The organism is Candidatus Abyssobacteria bacterium SURF_5, assembly GCA_003598085.1.
Taxonomy (GTDB): domain Bacteria; phylum Abyssobacteria; class SURF-5; order SURF-5; family SURF-5; genus SURF-5.
This window is the reverse complement of sequence record QZKU01000042.1, coordinates 1-22,942: the sequence shown is the minus strand read 5'-3', so window position 1 is coordinate 22,942 and position 22,942 is coordinate 1. Positions and strand designations below refer to the sequence as shown.

Below are 22,942 nucleotides of genomic sequence, written 5' to 3'. Positions count from 1 at the left end.
TATTTTTATCGTTTATATATTTAACTTCATTACATTTAAAATATGGTCTCTGTCCCCATATTTTGTTCGTTATTCAATATTTTGAACTTATCAGACAGTCGCAACCGATCGTCACTTTCGTCGGATGCTCGTCATTCCTTCTTCTCCTATCTCCGCAACGATTCGTTCTCCCACGCTGGGACGCCATTCATCGCGGAGCGAAGAATCTCTCTTCAGATGTCTCTGTCAGGCCCGGCAATTCTCAATTGACGCTCATCATGCCGAATGTTAGAATAAAGGCGTAAATGTTTTTTTGAAGTCGCTCCAATCGGAACACGTTAGGACTCCCGATGACCAAATCTGCGAAAGAGTTGCGTCCGAGCCTCAACCTGATCACTCTCTTGAGAGCCGATATCAAGAGCGGAATCGCTGCCGCCGCAGAGGCCGGTTTCGAATTCGTCGAACTCTGGGTTGACCCGCTGGAGACATATCTGAAGAACAATTCGATAGAGGATTTGCGAAAGCTGCTCGACGAGAGCCGCATGCGCGTATCAAGCATCGGGGATATCGAGTCGATTACTTTTTGCACGCCTGCTCAGGCCGCGGAACTTCGCGGTCGTTGCGCGCATCTCGCCGCCGTTGCGCGCGCACTCAATTGCCCATACCTCGTCGTCAGCGGCTCGGTCAAGCCCAGAGGAACCGGCTCCGACGCACTCGCGGAGGAAATTAGATTATCGCTCGGAGCTGTGCTCGATGTTGTCGAGCCGGAGGGCGTCGGCGTCGCACTGGCCTTCAGGGGGTTCTCCTGGTGCTCGATCAATACCCTTGCCGGCGCGATCAAGGCGGTGGAATATCACAAGGCGCGGCGAGCCGGACTTGTTCTGGATACTTTTGATCTTCACATCGTCGGCGCCGAACCCGGGATTATCACCTCGCTCGACCCCGCAAAAATCTTCGTCATGCGGCTGAGCGATTGCGGCGACGTGCCGCTTCCGCTTATTACCGATACCGCCCGACTCCTGCCGGGCGAGGGAAAGGCAGACCTGGAAGCCATGCTCTCGGCAGTCGCGTCCTCAGGATTCTCGGGAGCCGTTTCCCTGAAAGTCCTTTCGCCGAGGCTGCTGGATATGAGCGCCATCGAAGTGGCAGGCGCAGCCATGGCCGCGGCTGAAAAATACGTGTCGAATGGCAGCCTTCGATAAGTCGATTGGTTCTGAATCATGACGGGCGTCTTCTTTGATCTGGATAATACTCTTATAACAAAAAGCACCGGATTGCTCTGGTACAAATTTCTTCGTCAGAACGGACGCGCAAGCTTCCTCGATACCGCCAAAGCGCTTTATTTCTGGCTTCGATACCGGATGAACACGCTCGATATCCGCTCGCTCGCCGAACGCGAAGTCCGTAAGATCACCGGAATGTCCGAGCCTGAAATGATCGAACTCTGCGACCGCTGGTTTCACGAGATGGTGCGCCATTACATTTCTCCGCGCGCCGTCGAGGTGGTGAACCAACATCGCGCCAAGGGGCACGTGCTGGCCATCCTTTCCGCGGCAACCCCGTACACGGTGAACCCGGTGAAAAAATATCTTCGGATCGATCACGGACTGTGCACGCACCTTATTGTCAAAGACGGCTGTTTCACCGGCAAGCTCGTCGAGCCGTATTGTTACGGAGAGGGAAAACTGTATTGGGCCGAACAGTTCGCCAATGAAAAAGGCCTCAACCTGAGCGACTGCTATTTCTATACCGACAGCTATACCGATCTCCCCGTGCTCGAGCGCGTCGGCTACCCCTGCCCGGTGAATCCCGACCGCATGCTCGAGGCCGAAGCCGCCAGGCGCGGCTGGTCCGTCACCAGATTCTGAAGAGGACAACCATGGAAGACAAGATCAGGCTGACAGCGCTGACCACCAGCGGCGGGTGAGCTTGTAAGGCCAGCCAGGCCGACCTGGCGCAGGTCCTGCGCCTCCTGCCCCCCGCGACCGACCCGAGGATACTCGTCGGCGCCGATACCGCCGACGATGCAGCCGTCTTCCGTCTCGATGACAAAACCGCGATTGTACAAACCGCCGACTACTTTACGCCCATCGTGGATAATCCATACGATTTCGGACGGATCGCGGCCGCAAACTCGTTATCAGACATCTACGCCATGGGAGCAAGGCCCCTTTTCGCCCTCAACCTCGTCGGATTCCCCACGAAGGATCGCCCGATCTCGCTCCTCGCGGAAATCCTTAGGGGCGGTATCGACAAGGCGGCGGAAGCGGGCATAGCGATTGTGGGCGGCCACACCGTCGTCGATCAGGAGCCGAAATACGGACTCGCTGTCACCGGAATCGTCGCGCCCGATAAGATCGTGAGAAATTCAACCGCACGCGCCGGAGATCTCTTGATCTTGACCAAGCCGCTCGGCACCGGTATCATCACCACCGGAATTAAAGCCGGCGAGGTGCCGCCGGAAACCATCCAAAAAGTGACCGCCCTCATGGCTGCGCTGAATAAGAAAGCCTCGGAAGTGATGGTCGAGGTCGGCGCGAACGCCTGCACCGATATCACCGGTTTCGGGTTGCTCGGACATCTGCATGAGATGATTTCCTCAAGTAAAGTGGCCGCCCGGATCAATGCCTCGAAGGTGCCCATCATGGAGGAGATCTGGAGACTCATCAAGGAGGAATGCGTGCCCGGCGGCAGCTTGTCGAACAAGAAATATGCCGATGACGTGACCCGATGGCACGAAGACGTCAAGGAGCCTGTCCGCCTCGCTCTCTGCGACGCGCAAACCTCCGGGGGCCTCCTCATCGCCGTGTCGCCGGAAAAGGCGTCACAGATGCTCTTCACGTTGCATGAGGCCGGCATACAGGCCGCTGTCGTCATCGGACGAATCGAAAAAGACCCTGCATGCTGCATCCTTGTCGAGCCTTGACAGACGCCGCATAGACGTAACTCGCACGAAGAGGCTCGACTTCATGAAACAGTCTGCCGAATTCCAATGAGCTGGAGGCTCGAATAATGAAACGCCTGCAAAAATACATCGACCGAGAGGTAAAGCTTGAACCGCTGAAGGACGTGCCGTGGTTGTCATCACTGGGAATTGAAGTGCGCTACGTGCCGGAGACACTCGAGGAATTCGATGAAATGGAATTCGGTCTCGGACATGCTATCGGTAAACCCACCATCTTCACCCTGGTGCTGGTGCAGGGCAAGCTCAAACGGGTCTCGCTCGGATGGATTCCCGAAGAGGGCAACGAGGATGAACTGCACGCATTCTCAGAGCCTGAACTGGCGGAAGTCCTCGAACAGAAAGAAACCTCCCTCACCAGCTTCTTTGATAGAATAACGGCGGCATAGGTTCTACCTTGAGTATATTCAGTATCTGAAAATGGCCGCCAGAGGCGAACCGCCCGGCACCTCTTCCGGCTTCACCGCATACACTGTCCCGCCATTGAGCACTGTCTGGATGGCGGCAACATCAAGCAGGTCCTCATCGCCCGGCTCTTCCTTCTCGTGCACGTGCACCCCTCCATTGGTGAAAACGCCCCAAACCTGCAAGCCAACCGGTACAAACTTACATTCCCAGCGGCCCCCAAGCCAGAGACGTAGCGTGTCCACCCGCCCCTGTGACGCACCCCGAAGAATCTCCTTGATATCCTTTGACGCGTGCCCCGTCCCCAGTTCCTGCATGAATCGCTCGCCGGCCTTAGCCTGGGTCTCGGAAAAATGGGGTGCAACCACTGCCCACGCCTGCTGCCGCAGCTCTTCAGGTTTCAATATCTCCGGGTTTCCACCGACCCCATCATCAAGCAGGTACTGATAGCTATTGGCCGCCCGATAGATGGAAAACAGATACTCCACGCCCGCCAGTACCAATGGCGCCTGATCTCTGTACAGCACCTTTTGAAGGATGCGATCCACCTGCAGAAAGTACTGCATGATCCGGTCCTTCTCATCATCCGTTCCGGAGCCGTGGCCGTGAAAAATCGCCGGTCTCTTGCCCTCTTTCGCGCCCGATGAAAAAGCCCGGCCGCCTCCCTGTATCGCCGGCGTTCGCGTGTGGAATTGAAGATGCTTTTCCAGAACGTCGTATTTCAAAGCATCCGCAAGCCCTCTGGGCATCCCATCAACACGCACCTCGTGGGCTGAATAACGCGTGCAGTGAAACAAACGCGCTTCATTCTGGCTCAGGGCAAGCACATAGTAACGCCCATCGCCGGTGAACAGCGCCAACATGGGCTTGAGGTGAAATCGATCGGTCACTACAACCAGATCGGTAAAGGGAACCGGTACTCGAAACGCACGAGTGTCGTCGCGGGTGATAAACATTGCCAACCCATCGCTCTGATGCTGCCAAAACGGCCCTTCACCTAAGTAAGAACGAGCCTTTTTGAGAAAACCGCCTGCCTCCGGGCGTCGCATCCCGAGCGCGATTAATTCTTCCTCCGCTTTTCCTATCAGGTTCTTCAAGAGGATAGGATTCTGCCGCGTTTCCTTCGCCATTCGCTGCATCGGCATGTACAGCGACACGCAGTATTCCTCTCGTTTTTCCGCAAGTATCCTCAAATCATCGAGCGTTATAAGATCTATATATTCCATGCGATTCCTCCTTCTCCTGCAAAACCCGCCGGGCGACGGGATTCTTGATAGAGTCTCTCGCTGCACATTCTCTGGACCCTTGTTTTTCCTCCCTACTTAAAACTTAACATTCCTTTCCCCGGCCCTCTATCAGAGTTCTTACCGGAGAGAAAGGCCTTGGTCTCGACTTCATTGAAACGGTGAATGAGATATGGTAACATGCTCTTGAGCACGAAAGACCCAAACCTGTCGCGAAGGTTTTCCCGTGAAAGTCAGACAAGATAACACAAACAAAAAGGCAGCCGCCTCGCTGCGACCTCCCTTGCTCGAGGTCATCTGCGACACCATGGCCGATGGCTTGTTCACCGTCGATCTCGATGGAACCATTACGTTCTGGAATAAGGGTGCCGAAAGAATCACCGGCTACACCGCAGAAGATGTCATCGGAAAAAACTGCGACATTCTTGAGGGAGATAATTGTCTCGGCACCAACTGCGTTGACGGCATCCGCAGTTGTGGATTATTTGAAAAAGGCGAGGTCTCTAACAACGAGTGCACCATCCGAACCAAAGACGGACACTTCGTGACTCTCCTGAAAAATGCGCGAGTGCTTAGGGACAAAAACGGAAACATCATCGGCGGAGTCGAAAACCTGACCGATATAACAAACCTTAAACGGGCCCAAGAGGAAGTCCGCCTCCTCCGCAGAGAGCTGAGGGAACGCCACAAATTCGAGGGTATCATCGGCAAGGACGCGCGCATGCAGGAGGTTTACAACCTCATTGAAGACGTGGCGCCCACATCCGCATCCGTCCTCATCTTCGGCGAAAGTGGAACCGGCAAGGAACTCGTTGCCAGCGCCCTGCATTTCAAGAGCCTCCGCGCGGACGGTCCCTTCGTCAAGCTGAATTGCGCCGCCCTCTCGGAAAATCTGCTCGAAAGCGAATTGTTCGGCCATGTCCGCGGCGCTTTTACTGGCGCCATCCGCGATAAAATTGGACGCTTCGAACTGGCAAATGGCGGCACCCTTTTCCTGGATGAAATAGGAGATATTTCTCTCAATGTGCAGGTGAAACTGCTCCGCGCACTCCAGGAGAAAGTGATAGAACGGGTCGGAGATATCAAGCCCCTTCATGTAGACGTCCGCATCATCGCCGCCACGCACCAGGACCTCAGACAACTCATGAAAGAGGGAACCTTTCGGGACGACCTCTATTATCGCCTCAAGGTCGTATCACTCTTTCTTCCCCCTCTATCCGAACGAAAAGACGATATCCCTCTTCTGGTTGAACACTTCATACAGAAATTCCGCCAACAGACCGGGAAACCTGTCGGGGGAATAAATCCCGACGCACTTCGAACCCTGATGTCATACGCGTGGCCCGGTAACATTCGCGAGCTTGAAAATGCGATCGAACATGCCTTCGTGCTCGCCAAAAGCAGGATCATCACGCCGGACCTTCTCCCCATAGAGATTTCGCCGTGCCCTGTTTGCCACGCAACCGATTCCGGCACCCCCTCAGTTACCGGCACCATCACCAGGGAAACACTCCAAAGCGCACTCGCCAAAGCCGGATGGAACAAAGCTAAAGCGGCCAGACTCCTCGGCGTCACGCGCACTACGGTGTGGCGCAACATCAAGAAATATGGCCTTCACGAGAATCCTTCCGCAGAACCGTAACATGCAACGATAGCATTGCAAAGCTTAATCGTTACATGTAACGCTGTCTATTTTCCGCATGCCACAGCATCAGAATCGGAGTCAAATCATAAGGTTCTGTCTATCAAATAGTTATGTCGCACATATCCCTTCTTCTTTTCTCCCGGCTTTTTGGCACGTGTATTGCCAATTTATGATGCATGAATATTACGGTACCCCGGGAAGCAGAAAGAAACGCATGAAGGAGGCATCGTCATGAAGAGAAGATTGCTGCTCCTCATAATCGTGTTGGGAATAACGGCGAGCTTCATGGCTTGCGGCGCGACAACAAGAACCAATTCTAAAATCGAGAAGTTGGGAATGGGGGATTCGAGCCAGTCTCAAGTTCAAACGGCTTCGGCTGACCAGCCCGATTGGTGGCTCTATGACACCCCCTTTGGATACTGAAGTGAAATCTTTGAGAGCCGCCCCCTCAAGGCGGATAAGTAATGGAATCTTGCTGTAATGGCGAATCGGACATGTGCGGATTCGGAGGAGGGTATTGCTTTGCCGGGCATCCCGCAACTATCAGACCAAGAACTGCAAAGGCTGTGTTCCTGCTCGGGCAGACCCGTTTTCGTTGCGTGTTTCACACCATCATGCGTTCCATGTAAACGGATGCTGCCGATGCTTGATGCCCTCCGTGAAAAACTCTCGAGCAGCCTCAATATCGTGAGGGTGAATGTTGAGAAATATCCTTTGATAGCGACTACATACGATATAGCGGCTGTGCCTACCTTATTAATCATCGTGGACGGTACGGTGAGAGAACGCATTGTTGGTGTTGTCGATTGGAAGGACTTACTGCGAAAGGCTTCTGAGTATGCCGCAGCGCACAGCTCGGCGGGATTCCCGAAAAGTCCTGACAAATTCGAAATAATGAACAGGGATTACGAGTTCTGCGAGCAAATAGGCGAAAGCCAGTCAAGCAAGGTGTACCGCGCCATCCACAGACCAACATCAAGGATGGTGACGATAAAAGTCCTTCTCCCAAAGGCTCATGCCGGCTCCGGAAGAAAATATTCGGAGCCCGAGTTTCATTGTCCCCTGAAACACAAGAACATCCTCCAATGCTATGATTTCTTCACAGATGGCAAATTCGGATATCTCGTGACGGAGTATATGAACGGGTTCAATCTCCGGCATTGCATCGAGGAAAGCGCGAAGTCCTTCCCCGACCCACATATCCGCTTCAACCACCTGATGGATACGGCCCAGAGAATATGCGAGGGCCTCATCTATCTTCACGACCAAAGGATTGTCCACGGCCAGATCAAGCCGGAAAACATCCTGGTATCCCGGGACATGATGGGGCCTTTTTTCCCGGTCCACAAGGAGGTCAAAATTTCAGACTTCGCATTGGCGAGCCTCATAAAGGGGATCTTCCACTCCTCAGCCCATGTGAAGGGGGGCGACATGAGGTACATGTCGCCGGAACAGATCATTAAGAGAAAAGCGACGTTTCGCTCTGACATTTTTTGTCTGGGGGTCACTCTGTATGAGCTGTTCACAAGTCATTCTCCCTGGAATGGGCGCTCGGGCAAGGGCGATTTGGTGGCGAGAGTGCTCTCGCCTCATTTCCGTCCACCCTTCCCATCGCACCTTATTCCGTCGCTTCCAGGGCAGCTGGATTCGATTATCGTGAAAATGCTCGAAAAAAACGAAAAACGTCGCCCCGCCAATATCGTCGAAGTCTGGCTTGCGCTGGAAAAAGTCGGAACCCGGAAGATATGACTTTCAAAGCCGCAAAAGAATCGGGACTGCCCAATGCCAAATGTAAAGAGTTAGGGGCTACACTAAAAACCGCATTGACCAGGAGGTAGTAGCGCGATGAAGTGCAGTAATCATCCCGACCGGGAAGCGACCTTTCGCTGCCAGAAAGACGATGTCTATCTATGCCAGGAGTGCCTGACATGCCGCAACCCGGATATCTATTGCAAGTACAGAACCGGTTGCATCATATGGGAGATGCAAAAGTACGGGGAAGCCGAACTTGCCCCTCTCCAGAAAGAGTCAGCCAAGAGCTTCAAGGTGAAATTCCTGCCTTATGAAAAGGAAGTGGTTGTCCAAGAGGGGAAAACTATCTTTGAGGGAGTTGAGGAGGCGGGACTTTTCCTGAACAACTCATGCGGCGGTCGCGGAATCTGTGGCAAATGCAAGGTTCGTATCGAAGGGGGAAAATATCTTTCTGCATCCAATCCCTATCTCACCCCTGACGAAATCAAAGACGGTTTCACGCTGGCATGCACCACCCGGGTAACAGATGACCTCACGGTCACCATACCACCGCAATCCCAGCGACGCAAGATAAAAATCCTTGACGATGCCGCCGCCGTTACATCCGTCCTGTGCAGCTCGTCAACAAAATTGAGCCCGTTGACCGAACGCGCCTCGGTTGATTTGCCGCCGCCTACAATTGAGGATTCCTCTAGCGACCTCGATAGGGTGGTCCGGGCGCTGCGAAGGGCGGGGCATCTCTCAACTTTCTTTCGCGTCGATTTGCCGGTAATCCGCAAGCTTGGCGAAACGCTGAGAAAAAACGATTGGCGCGCCACAATCAGCCTGTACAAAGACGATGGCGTTTGCGAAATAGTCGATCTGAAAAATACCACGACCTCGGGTAACGGCTACGGAGTTGCGGTGGATGTCGGCACAACTTCTGTCGTTACCTATCTTGTCAATCTGTCGGACGGAAGAGTGGTGGCAGCCGCTTCAAGCCAGAATGCGCAGGTGGCGCATGGAGAAGATGTCATCTCGCGAATCGTTTGCACGCAAAGCACTCCCGGCTGTCAGGAGAAGCTGCATCGGCTCATTGTGGGCACTTTGGAGGGATTGCTGAGGGAAATCGTAACGTCTGCAGCCGTCGCGCCCGCCGATATCGACAGCATCTCGATCGCAGGAAATACCACGATGATGCACCTCCTGCTGCAAATCGACCCTCAATACATCCGACGCGAGCCGTACCTGCCTACCGCGACGACATTTTCGGTACTGCGCTCAAAGGATATCGGGCTGGGCTACTGTCCAAACGCCATAGTTCATATTGTTCCCGGAAATACGGCGTACGTGGGAGGCGACATCGTGGCGGGTGTCCTCGCCTCAGGCATGCAAAGGGACCCCCGCACGACTCTGTTTATAGACGTTGGCACCAATGGCGAAATTGTCCTCGGCAATTCCGATTGGCTGATGACGGCCTCATGCTCCGCAGGACCGGCTTTCGAGGGCGGTGGAATCCGCTGCGGCATGCGGGCGGAAGAAGGCGCCATCGAACACATCAACATCGACCCGCTTACCCTCGCGCCGACCTATGAGGTCAATGGAGACCTGCCCCCGAGAGGCATATGCGGCTCCGGCATGATCGACCTGCTCTCCGCCATGCTTCAAGCCGACATTATAGACCGCAGAGGAAGGTTCAAGGAAAGAGGCGCCAACCAATACGTCAGGCAGAGCGAGGCCGGGCCGGAGTATGTGCTGGTACCGGCTGAAGAGTCAGAGCTGGGAGAGGATATCGTGTTCACACAGGCCGACGTCGATACCCTGATGCGAAGTAAAGCCGCTATTTATGCCGGCTTTGCCACAATGCTGGCCCGCGTGGGTCTGACGTTCGCACAGATCGACCGGATCATGATCGCCGGCGGATTCGGCCGATACATCAAGATACCGCAGGCAATCGCGATCGGCATGTTGCCCGATTTGGAAGAATCCAAATTTCAATATCTTGGCAACAGCGCCGTACAGGGGGCCTACCAGGCATTGCTCTGCCATGAAAGCAGAGACGAATGTAATCGAATAGCCGGCATGATGACCTATCTCGACTTCAGCACTTCACAGGAATTCATGGACCAGTATTCGGCGGCGCTGTTCTTGCCGCATACAAATTTGCAGTTGTTCTCATCAGCAAAGAATGCAACCATTTCGTGACAGCATGGATCATGGTAAGATCAAGAAGGAGGAGAAAACATGGGCGAGACAATGAATTTCATCGTGATCGGCGCCAGCGCCGCAGGCCTCAAGGCTGCTTCAAAGGCACGCCGCCGCAACCCCGGCATCAAAATCACCGTCCTCGAGAAAGGCACCTTCATCTCGTTCGCCGCTTGCGGGCTCCCCTATTATGTCGCGGGAGCGATTCAAAAGCAGGAGGCTCTTTACTCGAATATCATCGGGATACCCCGGACCCCGGAATTTTTCCTCAAGATGAAGGAAGTGGAAATCATCACGCATCAGGAAGTCACCTCCATCGACCGCAAAAACAAGAAAGTCGTGGGGAAAAACCTGGATACCGGCGAAGGCTTCTCTCTCCCATATGACAAGCTCCTTCTGGCTACCGGCGCTCAAGCGGTTGTGCCTCCTATTCCAGGAATCAACCTGAAGAACATCCATACACTGCAATCCATAGAAGATGCCGAAGCGCTCCGCGGTCTCGTCGGCAAAGGCAAGAAGGGCGTGATTATCGGCGGCGGCTTTATCGGCCTCGAGGCGGCGGAAGCCCTCGTTGAGCGGGGCGTTGAAACCACTATCGTGGAAAAAATGGACCAGATAATGCTCGGCCTCGATTATGAAATGTCGATCATGGTAAGGAGACACCTCGAGGATAAGGGCGTCGTGGTGAGGACATCCGACGGCGTAATTGAATTCAAGGGAGACAATGCCGGCAATCTGAGCCAGGTAATCACGGAAAAAGGAGTCCTGAAAGCCGATCTCGCCGTCCTCGGCATCGGCGTAAGACCGAATGTGAAACTCGCTAAAGAAGCCGGCATCGATGTGGGCGAGACCGGCGCTATTCGAGTTGACAAATACATGCGAACGTGCGATCCTAACATCTTCGCGGCCGGCGATTGCGTCGAGACCTACAACCTTGTCACGAAAAAGCCTGCCTTTGTCCCACTCGGATCGACCGCAAACAAACAGGGCCGCATCGTTGGCATCAACGTCACGGGAGGCGCGGAGACGTTTCCTGGCATATTGGGAACAATGGTGTTTAAAACCTTCGATATGAATATCGGAAGAACCGGACTCAGCGAGAGAGACGCCCGTAAGCTCGGTCTTGATGTCGAGACTGTCATCGTCCCAATACCCGACCGCGCCCATTACTATCCCGGCGCCAAACTCATCGCCACAAAACTTTTGGCCGAGAAAGCGGGCGGCAGACTGGTCGGCGCTCAGGTGGTCGGCATGGGCGATGTCGACAAGCGAACCGACATCTTTGCAACTCTCATAAACGGTGGAGCCACGGCTGAATCCATCGGCAATCTTGACCTCTGCTACGCCCCGCCGTATTCCTCGCCGATTGGGCCCGCGCTTACCGCGATCAATGTCATGCGCAATAAGCTGTGCGGAGAGGCAAGAGGAATCTCCCCCCTGGCAGTAAAGGGAAAGCTCGATAGGGGCGATGACTTTGTATTCCTTGATGTACGCAACCAGAATGAATACGATGAGGTGCGCATAAAAGGCACAAAATTCATTCCACTCGGCCAATTGAGAACGCGTTTGAATGAATTGCCGAAGGATAAGGAAATCATCGCGTTTTGCAAGATAAGCCTCAGGGGATATGAGGCCTGCAAAATTCTCGACGCAGCCGGATTCAAAGACACCAAATTTATGGACGGCGGAGTAGTCACCTGGCCCTTTGAACTCGTTACGGGAAATGGAGCTAAATAAACGGACCTTAGGCAGACCCGCGCAAAAGCGTGTCTGATTGCTCCTCGCCGATCCGATGAAAACGACTCTCAAGGAGTATCACAATGAAAATATGTATCTGTGGAAAAGGAGGAAGCGCCGAGCAGGGGAATACGGTGGCGGCAAGATTGACGGAATTGCATATTCCGGTCATCGGCACGGTAGGATTTCATTGTGAGATCCAATCTTCTTGTCTCACCGGACGCCGCCTGAATCTTGACGGCGCAGCGGCTGCCGAGGTGGCAAGGATAACCGGCAAATTGCTCAGCCGGCACTCGCGCGACCAGGACGACGGTAAAAGGGTTGTACGATGACAAGTTCATATTACGAGTCATGCAGAAGCGACTTTTGGAAGCGCGTCTTCCAACAAGAGGTAGACTATCTCCGGAGAGAACTAGCCGGTTGCAAAAACCTCCTGAGTGTTGGCTGTGGACCAGCGATTATAGAGGGCATGCTTGGTCATTACGGATTTGACGTCACGGGGCTGGATATTTCTCAAGAAGCTCTGAATCAAGCTCCCGATCAAGTGAGGACCGTGCTGGGCTCAGCGGAGCAGACTAATATCGAAAGCTCAAGCTTCGACGCAATAATATACGTGGCGTCTCTCCAGTTTATAGACAACTATTCTGAAGCGCTCCGCGAAAGCGAGAGGATCCTCAGACCTGGAGGAACCATCCTTGTTATGCTTCTGAATCCAGAATCGTTCTTCTTCAAACAGAAAAGGAGGGATCCTGAGTCCTACGTCAATAAGATCAGGCACGTGAACTTGAAAGCCATCGAACAGGCGATTTCCCAAATCTTCGCACTGGAAAAAACGGAATACTTCCTCGGAATAAGAGGACCCGAACTTTTTAAATCGGCGGACCCGGCCCATTCAAGCCTGTATTGCGTAAAAGCGAAAAAGAGAATTTGATCGGTGCCTATGTGCCGTCCAGCGCGCCTTCAGTTCGGCGTTTCCGCGCTAGTTTGACCAGGTAATCGTCAACCGCCGCATGCAGCGACGCGGCCGCAAGAAAGGCGCAATGCTGATGATCGGGAGGAAGCCCTCCAAGCTCCGTTAGGATGCTTTCACCCGTGATTTCAAGCAGGTCATCCGGCGCCTTGCCAAAAGACATTTCCGCGGCATAAGAGCCGCATACCACCGTCGCGCCGCAGCCGTCAGTGAGGAACGAAGCGCTGAGAACGGCGTTGTCTTGAAATTTGAGAAAAATTTCCATGCTGTCGCCACATATCCCTTTTACCGTGGCATGCCCATCGGCATCATCCATCGCTCGCATGTAAAGAGGATGCTGCCAGCGCTCGACGACTTTATCTCCAAAGCCCCGCTTTGTCTCATCTAAAATATACTGCTGTAATTGCTCCAGAAAAGCATCAAACGCATCATTCTTTCCGACACCTGCATCAGTCATCCCTACACCTCTAATACAGCTCTGACAGAGCTTGTTAATCCTGTTTCCCTTCAAAAACTTCAACTACATAGCCCTCGGGCAAATGAGCCGTCCCCTTGAGACAAGGAATGCCCACTTCCTCCGAGATTCCGCGCAGGAGCATGTCTAAATGATCGCAAAATCCCCCGCCCATTACCCATTTTCCATCTTCTCGATGAGCGAACGCACAGGTGCAGAAATGTATCGCCTCCGCACCTTTGCTTTTCAATATCTTTGCCATGGCGACGACTTTATCGCCAGGACACCGGCAGGTGAATACACCGATCAATTCGGCGCTTTCATAGAATGAAAACGCCTGTTCGGTGCCTTTCAAGCTTTTCAGACAACTGGTAATTGGACAATGTTCTTCTTTTTTTCGCAGCGGATGATGCCGATTCTAGTCATTTTCTGGTCCCGCCCTTTCTCAGAAGCGCCTGGTGATATCATTACGTCCTGCGGAGGTAAAGCTCTCGAAGACTTGTCGCCCCTTCGGTTGTCGCCCCGTCCTCGCCCGGCCTGTGCGATATGCCCGAAGGGGTCACCTCAATGCATTTCTGCACTGTCCGCAGGCGTAGGAAATGCATTCCCGCAACGACCGGCGTTCGCCGCGTTTGACGGCGCCGCGCCAGGAATTTTACATGTCGTTCGATGGCAAGGATTTAAATTAATCCTGAAAACCGCCATCCATTGGCATGATCACTGCCTGATCACCTTTTTAGAAATGAAAATGCAATGAGCTTGCCAAGAAAGGATTCCAATGACACTGAAGGATCACATAATGCGGGGCCTCGCGCAGGTAATCGATCCGGAAACCGGACTGAATGTCGTTCGCATGGGTTTGGTTCACGAAGTCAGTATCGATGAAACTCAGGGAAATGTACACGTCTTGTTCCGGCCAACCTCCTACTTTTGCCCGCTCGCCTTCAGGCTGGCTGTCGACATCCGTGACGCCTTGAAGGCAGTCCCCGGCGTAAATTCCGCAAAAGTTGAGGTCGCGGACTTCATACACGCAAGGGAGCTAAATCAGGTATTGTCGGGCGGCAAAGCTCGGAATTCTGAAATGAGAGAGACGTGATCTACTCCAGTTGATAATACATGAGTGACAATCGCGAAAAGACCATACCTCGGCCCGGATATCTCCACCGCCTCTTTTCGCCCGAATTAGACTGGATTCAAGTTGAAGTTACCACCTTCTGCAACGCAAGATGCATTTATTGCCCACACACGATCTTCCGCGAGAAATGGGCAAACCGGCATCTGCCCATTGACGCCTTTAAACGCATCCTTTCTGCCGCTTCCCGCACACAACTCATTTATCTGCAGGGCTGGGGCGAGCCCTTCATGAACCCCGATTTTTTCGCAATGGCCGAGATGGCAAAGAAAGCAGGTTGCCGCGTTGGAGTGACGACAAACGGAATGCTGCTTGACGATAATGTCATCTGGACGTTGGTGCGGCAGCAGATTGATGTGGTCGCCTTTTCATTGGCTGGTAGCGATGAGATGAACGACACTTACCGAAAAGGGACTCGTCTGGAAACGGTATTAAGAGCAATTCGAGAACTGAACCGTGAAAAGGAAGCCAATAAGAGCATCCGTCCGGCGATACACATAGCGTACTTGCTGCTCAATTCCGCCTTTGACAGCCTCCAAAAGCTGCCGCGCCTGCTGGATAATGCCGGGGTTGCTCAAGTAGTCATCAGCACGCTTGATCTTGTGCTTGGCAAGGAGCTTGAACGAGAAGCGGTCCGCCCCAGAACGAACGATGAATATGAAAAGGTGCGGGCCAGATTGGACGCGATCGCCGCCGAGGCGGGACGTCTGAATATTGACGTGCATTACCAAATCAGGCATCCCGGCAAGCGCCGTCCGGTTTGTACCGAAAACGTCCTGCGCGCCCTTTTCGTTTCCGCCGACGGCCGGGTTTCCCCTTGTGTTTTCACCAACTTGCCGCTGTCCGATGCGGCGGCGCGGATGGTCGAGGCAAATGGGCGACCTTTGGAACCTCTCACTTTCGGCAACGTCAGCGAGCAATCGCTCTCCCGGATTTGGCGAACAAGAACTTATGCCGCTTTCAGGCATTCGCATGCGGCCGGAAAAGCCGCCATTTGCCGCGAGTGCCCAAAGCTTTTTATCGGCTGACGCGCTTTACCGATCTTCTTGCACATGGGTATCCTGAAATATTATTCCGCCGGCCAATCCACTCCAGACGGAGGTGAACCGATGCCGAAAAAGAAAACAGAGTTGCCGCTTGTGGTTTTGATGCTTGTTATCCTGGTTTCGACAACGTCTTGCTCTTCAATAGCCTCGAAGCAAGAGCCGATACAACTCGACGAGAAAATGGTTTATATCCCGCCCGGGACTTTCTTGATGGGCAGCCCCGACGCGCAGGGCGAAAAAAATGAGCGCCCTCAACACGAGGTATCAGTATCTGGTTTTTGGATGGATGCCTGCGAGCTCACCAATCGGAGATTCAAGGAATTCATTGACGCGACCGGCTATGTCACCGACGCGGAAAAACGCGGTAAGGCCTGGATTTGGGACGAACAATGGAAAGAGATGGCCGGAGCCGATTGGCGGCATCCCAAAGGGCCTTCAAGCAGCATCGAGACCATCATGGACCATCCCGTCGTTCAGGTAAGCTGGAACGACGCCACCGCCTATTGTAACTGGGCGGCCAAACGCCTCCCAACCGAAGCTGAATGGGAATACGCTTGCCGGTGCGGCACCCTGACGGCCTACTCCGCCGGCAACACGATTTCACACGATCACGCGAATTATTTCGGTTCCGAAGAATTGGACATTTGGGACGGCACCTCTCCGGCCGCAAGCTTCCCGCCTAATCCATTCGGCATCTATGACATGCACGGGAACGTGTGGGAATGGTGCCTGGATTATTATGACGACGCCTTCTACTCACGCAGTCCCGGGCTTAACCCCCTGAATGAGGCCTCGGCTCCTTACCGGGTCATGCGGGGCGGCGCGTGGGATTATTGCCCGCTCGGTATGCGCTCGGCTTACCGCGGCGCCGACTTTCCCTTCAGCGCCAGCGACGCGAGAGGATTCCGCTGTGTAAAACCGATCGATTCTCCGGAATGGCAATCCACTCCTCCGCAAAAAGGAGAGACGAAGGGCATGGGTGACTGAAAAGACATGGTTCAGCGGAAGTTACCGAAGGGAGCAAACAACTCTTACCTGTTCCCCAGCTCGAGCAGTTTCTCTTTGTTGAGCTGGAGCGAGGAGCGCGAGTACTCGACGAGCGAAATGACGCCCGAGTCCATGCGGATGGCATCGACCGGACATGCCTCCACGCAGAAGCCGCAGAAGACACAGCGGGTGTAGTCGATGTCGAAGGAGATCGGCTGCTTCATGACGCCCGGATCGGGATGTTCGCCGGGCTCAATCGTTATGCAGCGGGCGGGGCAGACGGTTGCGCAACACATGCAAGCCACGCAGCGCGACGACCCGTCCTGGCGCTGCATCAGGCGGTGACGTCCTCGCCAGCGCGGACTGATAGGCCGGTTCTTGTCGGGGTACTCAATAGTGACCGGATTCTTGAACGGGTTCGACAGGTTCTTGAAGAAGTGGCGAGAGGTTATATAGACTCCCCTGAAGATTTCGGGAAAATACAGGCGCTCGAGGAAATTCAGTTTCGTTTTGATTGATGATGCCATTGCCTGTTCATCTCCGGGCCCGGCACGCTTGCGCGGCTCAGGCCTTCTTAATCTTATTGCAGCAACAGGATAACTACGCCAGTCACGAAAATATTTGCGAGCGACAGCGGAAGCAGCATCTTCCAGCCGAGCCGCATCAATTGATCATATCTGAACCGCGGCAGCGTCCAGCGCACCGTCAACTGAAGCCAGCACAACGCGACCACCTTCACCGTGAACACGCCCATCTGTATCAGCGCCACAATCAGGCCCGACTTGAAGAAGCCGAGCAGCATATCGGTCGTGACCCACGGTATCTGCCATCCGCCGAAAAACAGCGACGCCACGATCCCGGCAATAACCACCAGCTCGGCAAACTCACCCATGAAGAACATGCCGAATTTCATTCCGCTGTATTCGAGGAAATAGCCCGCCACCAACTCGGATTCGCCTTCAGGCAAATCGAACGGCGTCCGCTTGGTCTCGGCCATTGCCGCCGTAAAAAACAAAAGGAATGCGACAGGCTGAGTGACAATGCCCCACGCCGGGATGAAGCCGAACAGCAGATTCCCCTGCGCGCGCACGATCTCATCGAGCCGAACCGACTGGTACACCATAAGGATGCCGATGATCGTGAGTCCGAGCGTGACCTCGTACGAAATCATCTGCGCCGCCGAACGCAGCGCCCCAAGCAAAGACCACTTGTTGTTCGAGGCCCACCCGCCCAGAAACACACCGAAGATCGCGGTCGACATCACCGCCACAATGAACAGCAGACCGATGTTGATCTCGGACACGACAAAGTTGATTTCATACCCGAATACCGGCAGCTTGTCGGCAAACGGGATAACCGCGTACACCACGAACGCCGGAAACAGCGCGATGAATGGCGCCACCGTGTGCACGATGCGGTCGGCGCCGGCAGGAATGAAGTCTTCCTTCATCATCATCTTGATGCCGTCGGCCACCGGATGCAGCAGTCCGGCCAGTGTGATGCCGAACACGTTTGCGCGGTTGGGCCCGAGCCGGTCCTGAATAAAGGCGCTCTGCCTGCGTTCCGCCCACGTCAGCAGGCCCGCCAGGTTGAGCACGAACAGAGTTGCGATTGCTATCTTGATTGCGAGAATGATGGCTTCAACCATGTTACCTGTCCATTTCGCCGCCGATCATGTTCACCATGCCAAATGTGGGTATGATGTCCGCTATCATGGCCCCTTCCAGCATCTTCGGCATCGCCTCGACAATCGGGAAGCACGGGGGCCGGCAGCGGCACTTCCAGGGTTTTTCCGAGCCGTCGGAAACGATGTAGAAGCCGAGTTCGCCGTTGCCTCCCTCGACGGCGAAATACACTTCTCCCTTCGGCGGCCGAATCCCTTTGATGATGATATTAAAATGATGCACGAGGCCTTCGATCGAGTTGTACACTTTCTCCTTCGGCGGCAGCGTGACCTTGGGGTCATCCACCGCGATCGGGCCCTCGGGCATTTGCGCGAGCACCTGGTCGATGATGCGGATGCTCTGCTCCATCTCGAAGACGCGCACCATGAACTTGTCGTAATTGTCGCCCGCCTTGCCGAGCGGCACCTCGAAGTCAAGCCGATCGTAAACGAGATACGGCATCGCCTTGCGCACGTCGTAATACACGCCGGCCGCTCTAAGACACGGTCCGGTCACGCCATAAGCGAGGCAATCTTCAGCATTGAGCACGCCCGTTCCGCGCATGCGGTCATAGAAGATGCGGTTTTTCTCGAGCAGGCCGCGCATGTCGTCGATAAGTGACTGCACCTTGTCGAGAATCTTTCGCGTTTGAGGCCGGAAACCTTCCGGCAGGTCGTAGGCCACTCCGCCAATGCGCGTGTACGTGGTCGTAAGCCGCGCCCCGCACAGAGACTCAATCAGCTCCCACAACCATTCACGACCCTGTATGGCGTACAACATCGCCGTAAATGCCGCCAATTCCATCGCGCTCGCCCCGACACACGTCAAATGGTCGGTGAGCCGCGATATCTCGCTCGCCAGCACGCGCAAATACTGGCACCGCTCGGGCGTCTCAATTCCGAGCATCTTCTCAACCGCCATCACGTATCCGACATTGTTGATGAACGGCGAAACGTAATTCAGACGGTCGGTGTAGGGAATCACCTGATGATATGTGCTGTTCTCGCACATCTTCTCGAAGCCGCGGTGCAGATACCCCACCTCGGGAATCACCGTGTGAATGTCCTCGCCGTCAATGTCGATCAGCAGCTTGACCGTCCCGTGCATCGCAGGATGCGACGGCCCCATCTGCATCGTCATGCATTGCGTATGAAGTTCTTTTGTCAGGTCTTTGATCAGGTCTGCCATGTTCCTTCATCCGGGCGCGGCCCTTACCGCACCCCTTTCATCTCCTCGCGCAGTTGAACAAGGGGCTGCTCCTTATCGATCGGATAATCCTTGCGGAGCGGATGCCCGACGAACTCGGGGTACAGCAGGAGGCGGCGCAAGTCCGGATGCCCATTGAATTTGACACCGTACATATCGTAGGCCTCGCGTTCAAACCAGTTGGCGCCGACCCATATGCCGCTGATCGTGTCGATGGTCGGATCCTCTTCCGGCACGCGAGCCTTCAGACGCACCGCGTGCGCATGTGAAATCGAATACAGATGGTAGACCACCTCGAACCGGGGTGTCTCGTTGATATAATCAACGCAGGTAAGGTCGCGGAACAAATCATAATCCAGATCCTCTTCCCTGCGCAGGAACCGGCACACGTCGGCAATATCCCCACGCTTGACGGCGACGGTATCCATTCCGTCGAATGGCGACGGCACAACCTTTATCCGGTCGCCAAAACGCTCCTTCAGTTTCCGTATCGTTATGCTTTCAGCCATTCGATAACCTCAACTCTAGTTCCTGCGCGAGAGGATCGATTCGGTATCCACTTTTGCCTGCATCTTCATGATGCCGTCCAGAAATGCCTCCGGCCGCGGAGGACAACCGGTGACATAGACATCAATCGGAATAATGCGGTCGGCGCCCTGCACCACCGAATAATTCCGATAAAATCCGCCTGAACACGCGCATGCGCCCACTGCCATCACCCATTTCGGCTCGCACATCTGCTCGTATACCAGTCGCAGCACCGGCGCCACCTTATGACTGATGGTGCCCACCACCAGCATCAGATCGGCCTGACGCGGCGAAAAACGAGGAAATTCAGCCCCAAAACGCGCAATATCATAATGCGACGCCGCCGCGGCCATATACTCCATGCCGCAACAAGCGGTGATGAACGGGTAGCAGAAGAAGGACCACTTGCGGCCCCAGTTGATGACCTTGTCCAAGCGAGTGGTGATAATCCCTTCGGGCAGAGCCGATTCTATTCCCATTCCAGCGCTCCTTTTTTCCACACATATGCGAGGCCGCCGACCAGGATCAGGATGAAAATGAACATCTCGATCAGGCCGAAAAGCCCAAGGTCTCGAAAGATGATCGCCCATGCATACAGAAATACGGCCTCAACGTCAAACAGAATAAAAAGAATCGCTACCACATAGTATTTGATCGATATCTGAACGCGGGGAGTGCCCATGGGGGGATTGCCGCAATCGAACGGGTCGAGCTTCTCCTTCGAGAGCCGCTTCGGCCCGAGCAGCACCGATACCAGCAAGAATCCTATTCCGATCAGGAAAGCGACGATAAACATCGCAAAAATAGGGATATGCACACTCATCGAGTTGAATGTCTCCTATTCGAACACTGATTTTACGTCAACTGCTGGGGTGAAAGTGTTTGATATCGAAATAATACTATCAGAATTTGTCAAAGGCTGTCAAGAAAAAATTGGACAGAAAATTTGGAAGAATGCCGGTGTTCGAGAGAAATCTTCCTTTTCGTTCTAATGCTTTTCCGCAGGCGCTCTTCAACCCCAAAACCTTCCACCCGTTCAAAGGGACTTTAAAGGGTACTCCTACAGGTCTAACACAATCGTCCCCAAGGTCGGCTCTTGAAAGAATTCTCTCTTATGTTCTTTTTTTTATCCACAGATATCACTAATTCGGAAAGAATGTGTTATAATTCCTTCACTGGCAACCGCGACGGGGAGACCCCGATGAATATCCATCCTCAGAGAAGCATCTCTTTTCTTCCTATCTGCTTATGTCCGAATGCCAAGGTTCTTCCCGCTGCACTCGAACCCCATCTGAACACGGAGGCCTCAGATGAAGAACCTGGAGAAAACGAGCGCTGAACTTCAGGCAGAAGTAAATATTTTACGCGCCCGATTAGCCGAATCCGAAAATTTCCGGCAAAGATACACAGAAGCGGATAAATTGAGGCGCGACCTGGAGGAAAGTGAAAGAAAATATCGCTCGATTGTCGAAAGCTTTCACGGAATCGCCTTTCGGGGCGATAGGAACTTCATCCCTGAATTTTTTCACGGCTCCGTGGAACAAATCACCGGCTATACCCGGAAGGACTTCCTCGATCTGAAGGTGAAGTGGGACAGTCTCATCCATCCCGAAGACCTCCAGCAGGTGCTGGCAAGCGCCGAGGAAATGGCATCTAGATCACAGAACCACTTGCAGCGGGAATACCGCATCCTCCACAAAAATGGAACAATACGTTGGGTTCGCGAGCATATTCGAACTGTTCGCGACGAAACGGGAAATCTCTCGCGGGTGGAAGGCGTTATTTACGATATCACGGAATCAAAGCTTTCCGAGCAGGCGCTTAAATTAGTTGAGGAACGGCTGGACCTCGCGATTTCCGGCTCAAAAGCCGGCCTTTGGGAGGTGGAATATGATTTTACGGATTCGGGCATGCCCGTGCCCCGGAAAGTATTCGCGTCTCCGGAAATGAAGCGCCTCATCGGCTTTAATGACGATGAATTTCCGGATTCCGTCGAGGCGTGGCAGGCTCGAATAGTCCCGGAAGACCTTCTCTTAATAGAAGAGGCGACGCGCTCCATACTCGCAGGGCGTACGGACAATCACGACTTAGATTACCGTATCCGGCATAAAGACGGCGGCATTCGGTGGATTCACAGTTGTGGCAAATGTTGGCGGGACGAAAGCGGCAGGCCTGTTCGGCAAGCAGGGTTGGATTGGGATATAACCGAGCGTAAGGCAATTGAAGACCAACTGAGACAACTGGTTGCCATTGTTGAAGAGACGCCTGATCTTGTTGGTACGGCCGACCTCCAGGGGCGGGTGCTCTACTTTAATAAATCAGCGAAGCACACACTGGGCGTTAGTCCGGATGAATATCTTCCAAACCGGAACATTACCCAATTCTATCCCAAGTGGGCACTTCAGATCATCTGCAACCAAGCCATTCCAATAGCATTAAAGGAAACTGTCTGGCGGGGCGAAACCGCTGTGCTGAAAGGAGATGGAAGAACAGAGATCCCGGTCTCGCAGGTGATCCTGGCACACGCCGACTCCAGAAACAACATCCGCTACATGTCCACCGTCATCCGCGACATCAGCCGAATAAAGGAAACCGAGGATGCGCTGCGGAAATCGGAAGAGCGTTACCGGCATCTGTCGGAGAAACTCGAGGCAATGGTCAAGGAGCAGGTCGACAAGCTGCGAGAAGCGGAGAATCTGGCTGCGGTCGGCCGGACGATATCGATGCTCGCACACGAAATCAGGAACCCGCTCAACAACATAACGCTCGGCCTGGATATCCTCCGCTTGCAGCTGAAGCCGGGAGGAGAACATGAAGAGACCCTTGGAGAGATTAGACATGGCATCGAGATATTGAACCAACTTATTGAGGAATTACTGGATTTCTCGAAACCGATCCACCTGACTTACGCACGCCGCTCTGTCGAAGCCCTCGCGAAGGAGGCATTGAGACTCATTTTGGACACTTTGGGCTTGGGTTTGGTCAAAAATCTGCAAAAACCCCTTATTTTTTGGGGGTTCGATTTTCCGGAAGTCGAAATGTAGTGC

The 22,942-nt window shown here is 53.9% G+C and carries 23 protein-coding genes and 1 pseudogene; 15 read left to right on the top strand and 9 right to left on the bottom strand.

The window, feature by feature from the left end; genetic code table 11:
• Positions 1 to 329 precede the first annotated feature (329 nt).
• The 4 genes from C4520_05235 (at position 330) to C4520_05220 (ending at position 3,330) form a co-directional block, all read left to right on the top strand.
• Positions 330 to 1,181, top strand: a complete 852-nt coding sequence (locus tag C4520_05235) for a sugar phosphate isomerase/epimerase (protein RJP23846.1) — start codon at positions 330 to 332, stop codon at positions 1,179 to 1,181.
• An 18-nt stretch (positions 1,182 to 1,199) separates the two neighbouring features.
• Positions 1,200 to 1,847: an HAD family hydrolase gene (locus C4520_05230; protein RJP23845.1), complete on the top strand. Its 648-nt coding sequence runs from the start codon at positions 1,200 to 1,202 to the stop codon at positions 1,845 to 1,847.
• Between the two features lie 11 nt (positions 1,848 to 1,858).
• Entirely contained in the window at positions 1,859 to 2,905 is a 1,047-nt protein-coding gene (selD, locus tag C4520_05225; protein RJP23844.1) for a selenide, water dikinase SelD, read from the top strand.
• Positions 2,906 to 2,991: 86 nt separating this feature from the next.
• Positions 2,992 to 3,330, top strand: coding sequence for a hypothetical protein (locus C4520_05220; protein ID RJP23843.1), 339 nt, complete (start codon positions 2,992 to 2,994; stop codon positions 3,328 to 3,330).
• 18 nt (positions 3,331 to 3,348) lie between these two features.
• On the opposite strand, the gene C4520_05215 is transcribed toward C4520_05220, so the two are convergent.
• On the bottom strand, positions 3,349 to 4,563 hold the full coding sequence (locus C4520_05215) for a hypothetical protein (protein RJP23931.1): 1,215 nt from the start codon (positions 4,561 to 4,563) through the stop codon (positions 3,349 to 3,351).
• A gap of 334 nt (positions 4,564 to 4,897) precedes the next feature.
• Between C4520_05215 and C4520_05210 the strand changes: the two genes are divergently transcribed.
• The 7 genes from C4520_05210 to C4520_05180 all read left to right on the top strand — a co-directional run bounded on the left by C4520_05210 (position 4,898) and on the right by C4520_05180 (position 12,839).
• Positions 4,898 to 6,232 (top strand): PAS domain S-box protein, encoded by a 1,335-nt coding sequence (locus C4520_05210; GenBank protein ID RJP23930.1) that lies wholly within the window; start codon positions 4,898 to 4,900, stop codon positions 6,230 to 6,232.
• Positions 6,233 to 6,466: 234 nt separating this feature from the next.
• Positions 6,467 to 6,658 (top strand): hypothetical protein, encoded by a 192-nt coding sequence (locus C4520_05205; GenBank protein ID RJP23842.1) that lies wholly within the window; start codon positions 6,467 to 6,469, stop codon positions 6,656 to 6,658.
• Positions 6,659 to 6,715: 57 nt separating this feature from the next.
• Positions 6,716 to 7,984 carry a hypothetical protein gene (locus C4520_05200; protein ID RJP23841.1) on the top strand — a complete coding sequence of 423 codons (1,269 nt, stop codon included), beginning with the start codon at positions 6,716 to 6,718 and terminating at the stop codon, positions 7,982 to 7,984.
• 96 nt (positions 7,985 to 8,080) lie between these two features.
• Complete coding sequence (locus C4520_05195) at positions 8,081 to 10,171, top strand: DUF4445 domain-containing protein (protein RJP23840.1); 2,091 nt, start codon at positions 8,081 to 8,083, stop codon at positions 10,169 to 10,171.
• A 51-nt stretch (positions 10,172 to 10,222) separates the two neighbouring features.
• Positions 10,223 to 11,908, top strand: coding sequence for a pyridine nucleotide-disulfide oxidoreductase (locus C4520_05190; protein ID RJP23929.1), 1,686 nt, complete (start codon positions 10,223 to 10,225; stop codon positions 11,906 to 11,908).
• A gap of 83 nt (positions 11,909 to 11,991) precedes the next feature.
• A complete protein-coding gene (locus C4520_05185) occupies positions 11,992 to 12,240 on the top strand; it encodes a hypothetical protein (protein RJP23839.1) in 249 nt (82 codons plus the stop codon).
• On the top strand, positions 12,237 to 12,839 hold the full coding sequence (locus C4520_05180) for a class I SAM-dependent methyltransferase (protein RJP23838.1): 603 nt from the start codon (positions 12,237 to 12,239) through the stop codon (positions 12,837 to 12,839). Before C4520_05185 ends, C4520_05180 begins: the two co-directional genes overlap by 4 nt.
• 7 nt (positions 12,840 to 12,846) lie before the next feature.
• Here C4520_05180 and C4520_05175 read toward each other — a convergent pair whose 3' ends face one another.
• Positions 12,847 to 13,335, bottom strand: coding sequence for an iron-sulfur cluster assembly scaffold protein (locus tag C4520_05175; GenBank protein ID RJP23837.1), 489 nt, complete (start codon positions 13,333 to 13,335; stop codon positions 12,847 to 12,849).
• Positions 13,336 to 13,369: 34 nt separating this feature from the next.
• Positions 13,370 to 13,758: pseudogene (locus C4520_05170) on the bottom strand (CGGC domain-containing protein).
• A 352-nt stretch (positions 13,759 to 14,110) separates the two neighbouring features.
• Here C4520_05170 and C4520_05165 point away from each other — a divergent pair.
• From C4520_05165 to C4520_05155, 3 genes are read left to right on the top strand one after another with little or no spacing between them, the layout of a single operon-like run.
• Entirely contained in the window at positions 14,111 to 14,428 is a 318-nt protein-coding gene (locus C4520_05165; GenBank protein ID RJP23836.1) for a metal-sulfur cluster assembly factor, read from the top strand.
• A gap of 20 nt (positions 14,429 to 14,448) precedes the next feature.
• Entirely contained in the window at positions 14,449 to 15,492 is a 1,044-nt protein-coding gene (locus C4520_05160) for a radical SAM protein (protein ID RJP23835.1), read from the top strand.
• 24 nt (positions 15,493 to 15,516) lie between these two features.
• Positions 15,517 to 16,497 (top strand): formylglycine-generating enzyme family protein, encoded by a 981-nt coding sequence (locus C4520_05155; GenBank protein ID RJP23834.1) that lies wholly within the window; start codon positions 15,517 to 15,519, stop codon positions 16,495 to 16,497.
• Positions 16,498 to 16,541: 44 nt separating this feature from the next.
• Here the strand turns inward: C4520_05155 and C4520_05150 are convergent, their stop codons facing one another.
• From C4520_05150 to C4520_05125, 6 genes are read right to left on the bottom strand one after another with little or no spacing between them, the layout of a single operon-like run.
• Positions 16,542 to 17,024, bottom strand: coding sequence for an NADH-quinone oxidoreductase subunit I (locus tag C4520_05150; protein RJP23833.1), 483 nt, complete (start codon positions 17,022 to 17,024; stop codon positions 16,542 to 16,544).
• Between the two features lie 53 nt (positions 17,025 to 17,077).
• A complete protein-coding gene (gene nuoH, locus C4520_05145; GenBank protein ID RJP23928.1) occupies positions 17,078 to 18,133 on the bottom strand; it encodes an NADH-quinone oxidoreductase subunit NuoH in 1,056 nt (351 codons plus the stop codon).
• A gap of 13 nt (positions 18,134 to 18,146) precedes the next feature.
• A complete protein-coding gene (locus C4520_05140) occupies positions 18,147 to 19,337 on the bottom strand; it encodes an NADH-quinone oxidoreductase subunit D (GenBank protein ID RJP23927.1) in 1,191 nt (396 codons plus the stop codon).
• A 35-nt stretch (positions 19,338 to 19,372) separates the two neighbouring features.
• Positions 19,373 to 19,876 carry an NADH-quinone oxidoreductase subunit C gene (locus C4520_05135; GenBank protein RJP23832.1) on the bottom strand — a complete coding sequence of 168 codons (504 nt, stop codon included), beginning with the start codon at positions 19,874 to 19,876 and terminating at the stop codon, positions 19,373 to 19,375.
• A 15-nt stretch (positions 19,877 to 19,891) separates the two neighbouring features.
• Positions 19,892 to 20,374 carry an NADH-quinone oxidoreductase subunit B gene (locus C4520_05130; protein ID RJP23831.1) on the bottom strand — a complete coding sequence of 161 codons (483 nt, stop codon included), beginning with the start codon at positions 20,372 to 20,374 and terminating at the stop codon, positions 19,892 to 19,894.
• Complete coding sequence (locus tag C4520_05125; protein RJP23830.1) at positions 20,365 to 20,718, bottom strand: NADH-quinone oxidoreductase subunit A; 354 nt, start codon at positions 20,716 to 20,718, stop codon at positions 20,365 to 20,367. The genes C4520_05130 and C4520_05125 overlap by 10 nt, the downstream gene beginning before the upstream one ends.
• 487 nt (positions 20,719 to 21,205) lie before the next feature.
• Here C4520_05125 and C4520_05120 point away from each other — a divergent pair, with 487 nt between their 5' ends.
• The gene (locus C4520_05120; protein ID RJP23829.1) at positions 21,206 to 22,939 is read left to right on the top strand and encodes a PAS domain S-box protein; all 1,734 of its coding nucleotides are present in this window, start codon (positions 21,206 to 21,208) and stop codon (positions 22,937 to 22,939) included.
• Positions 22,940 to 22,942: the final 3 nt, after the last annotated feature.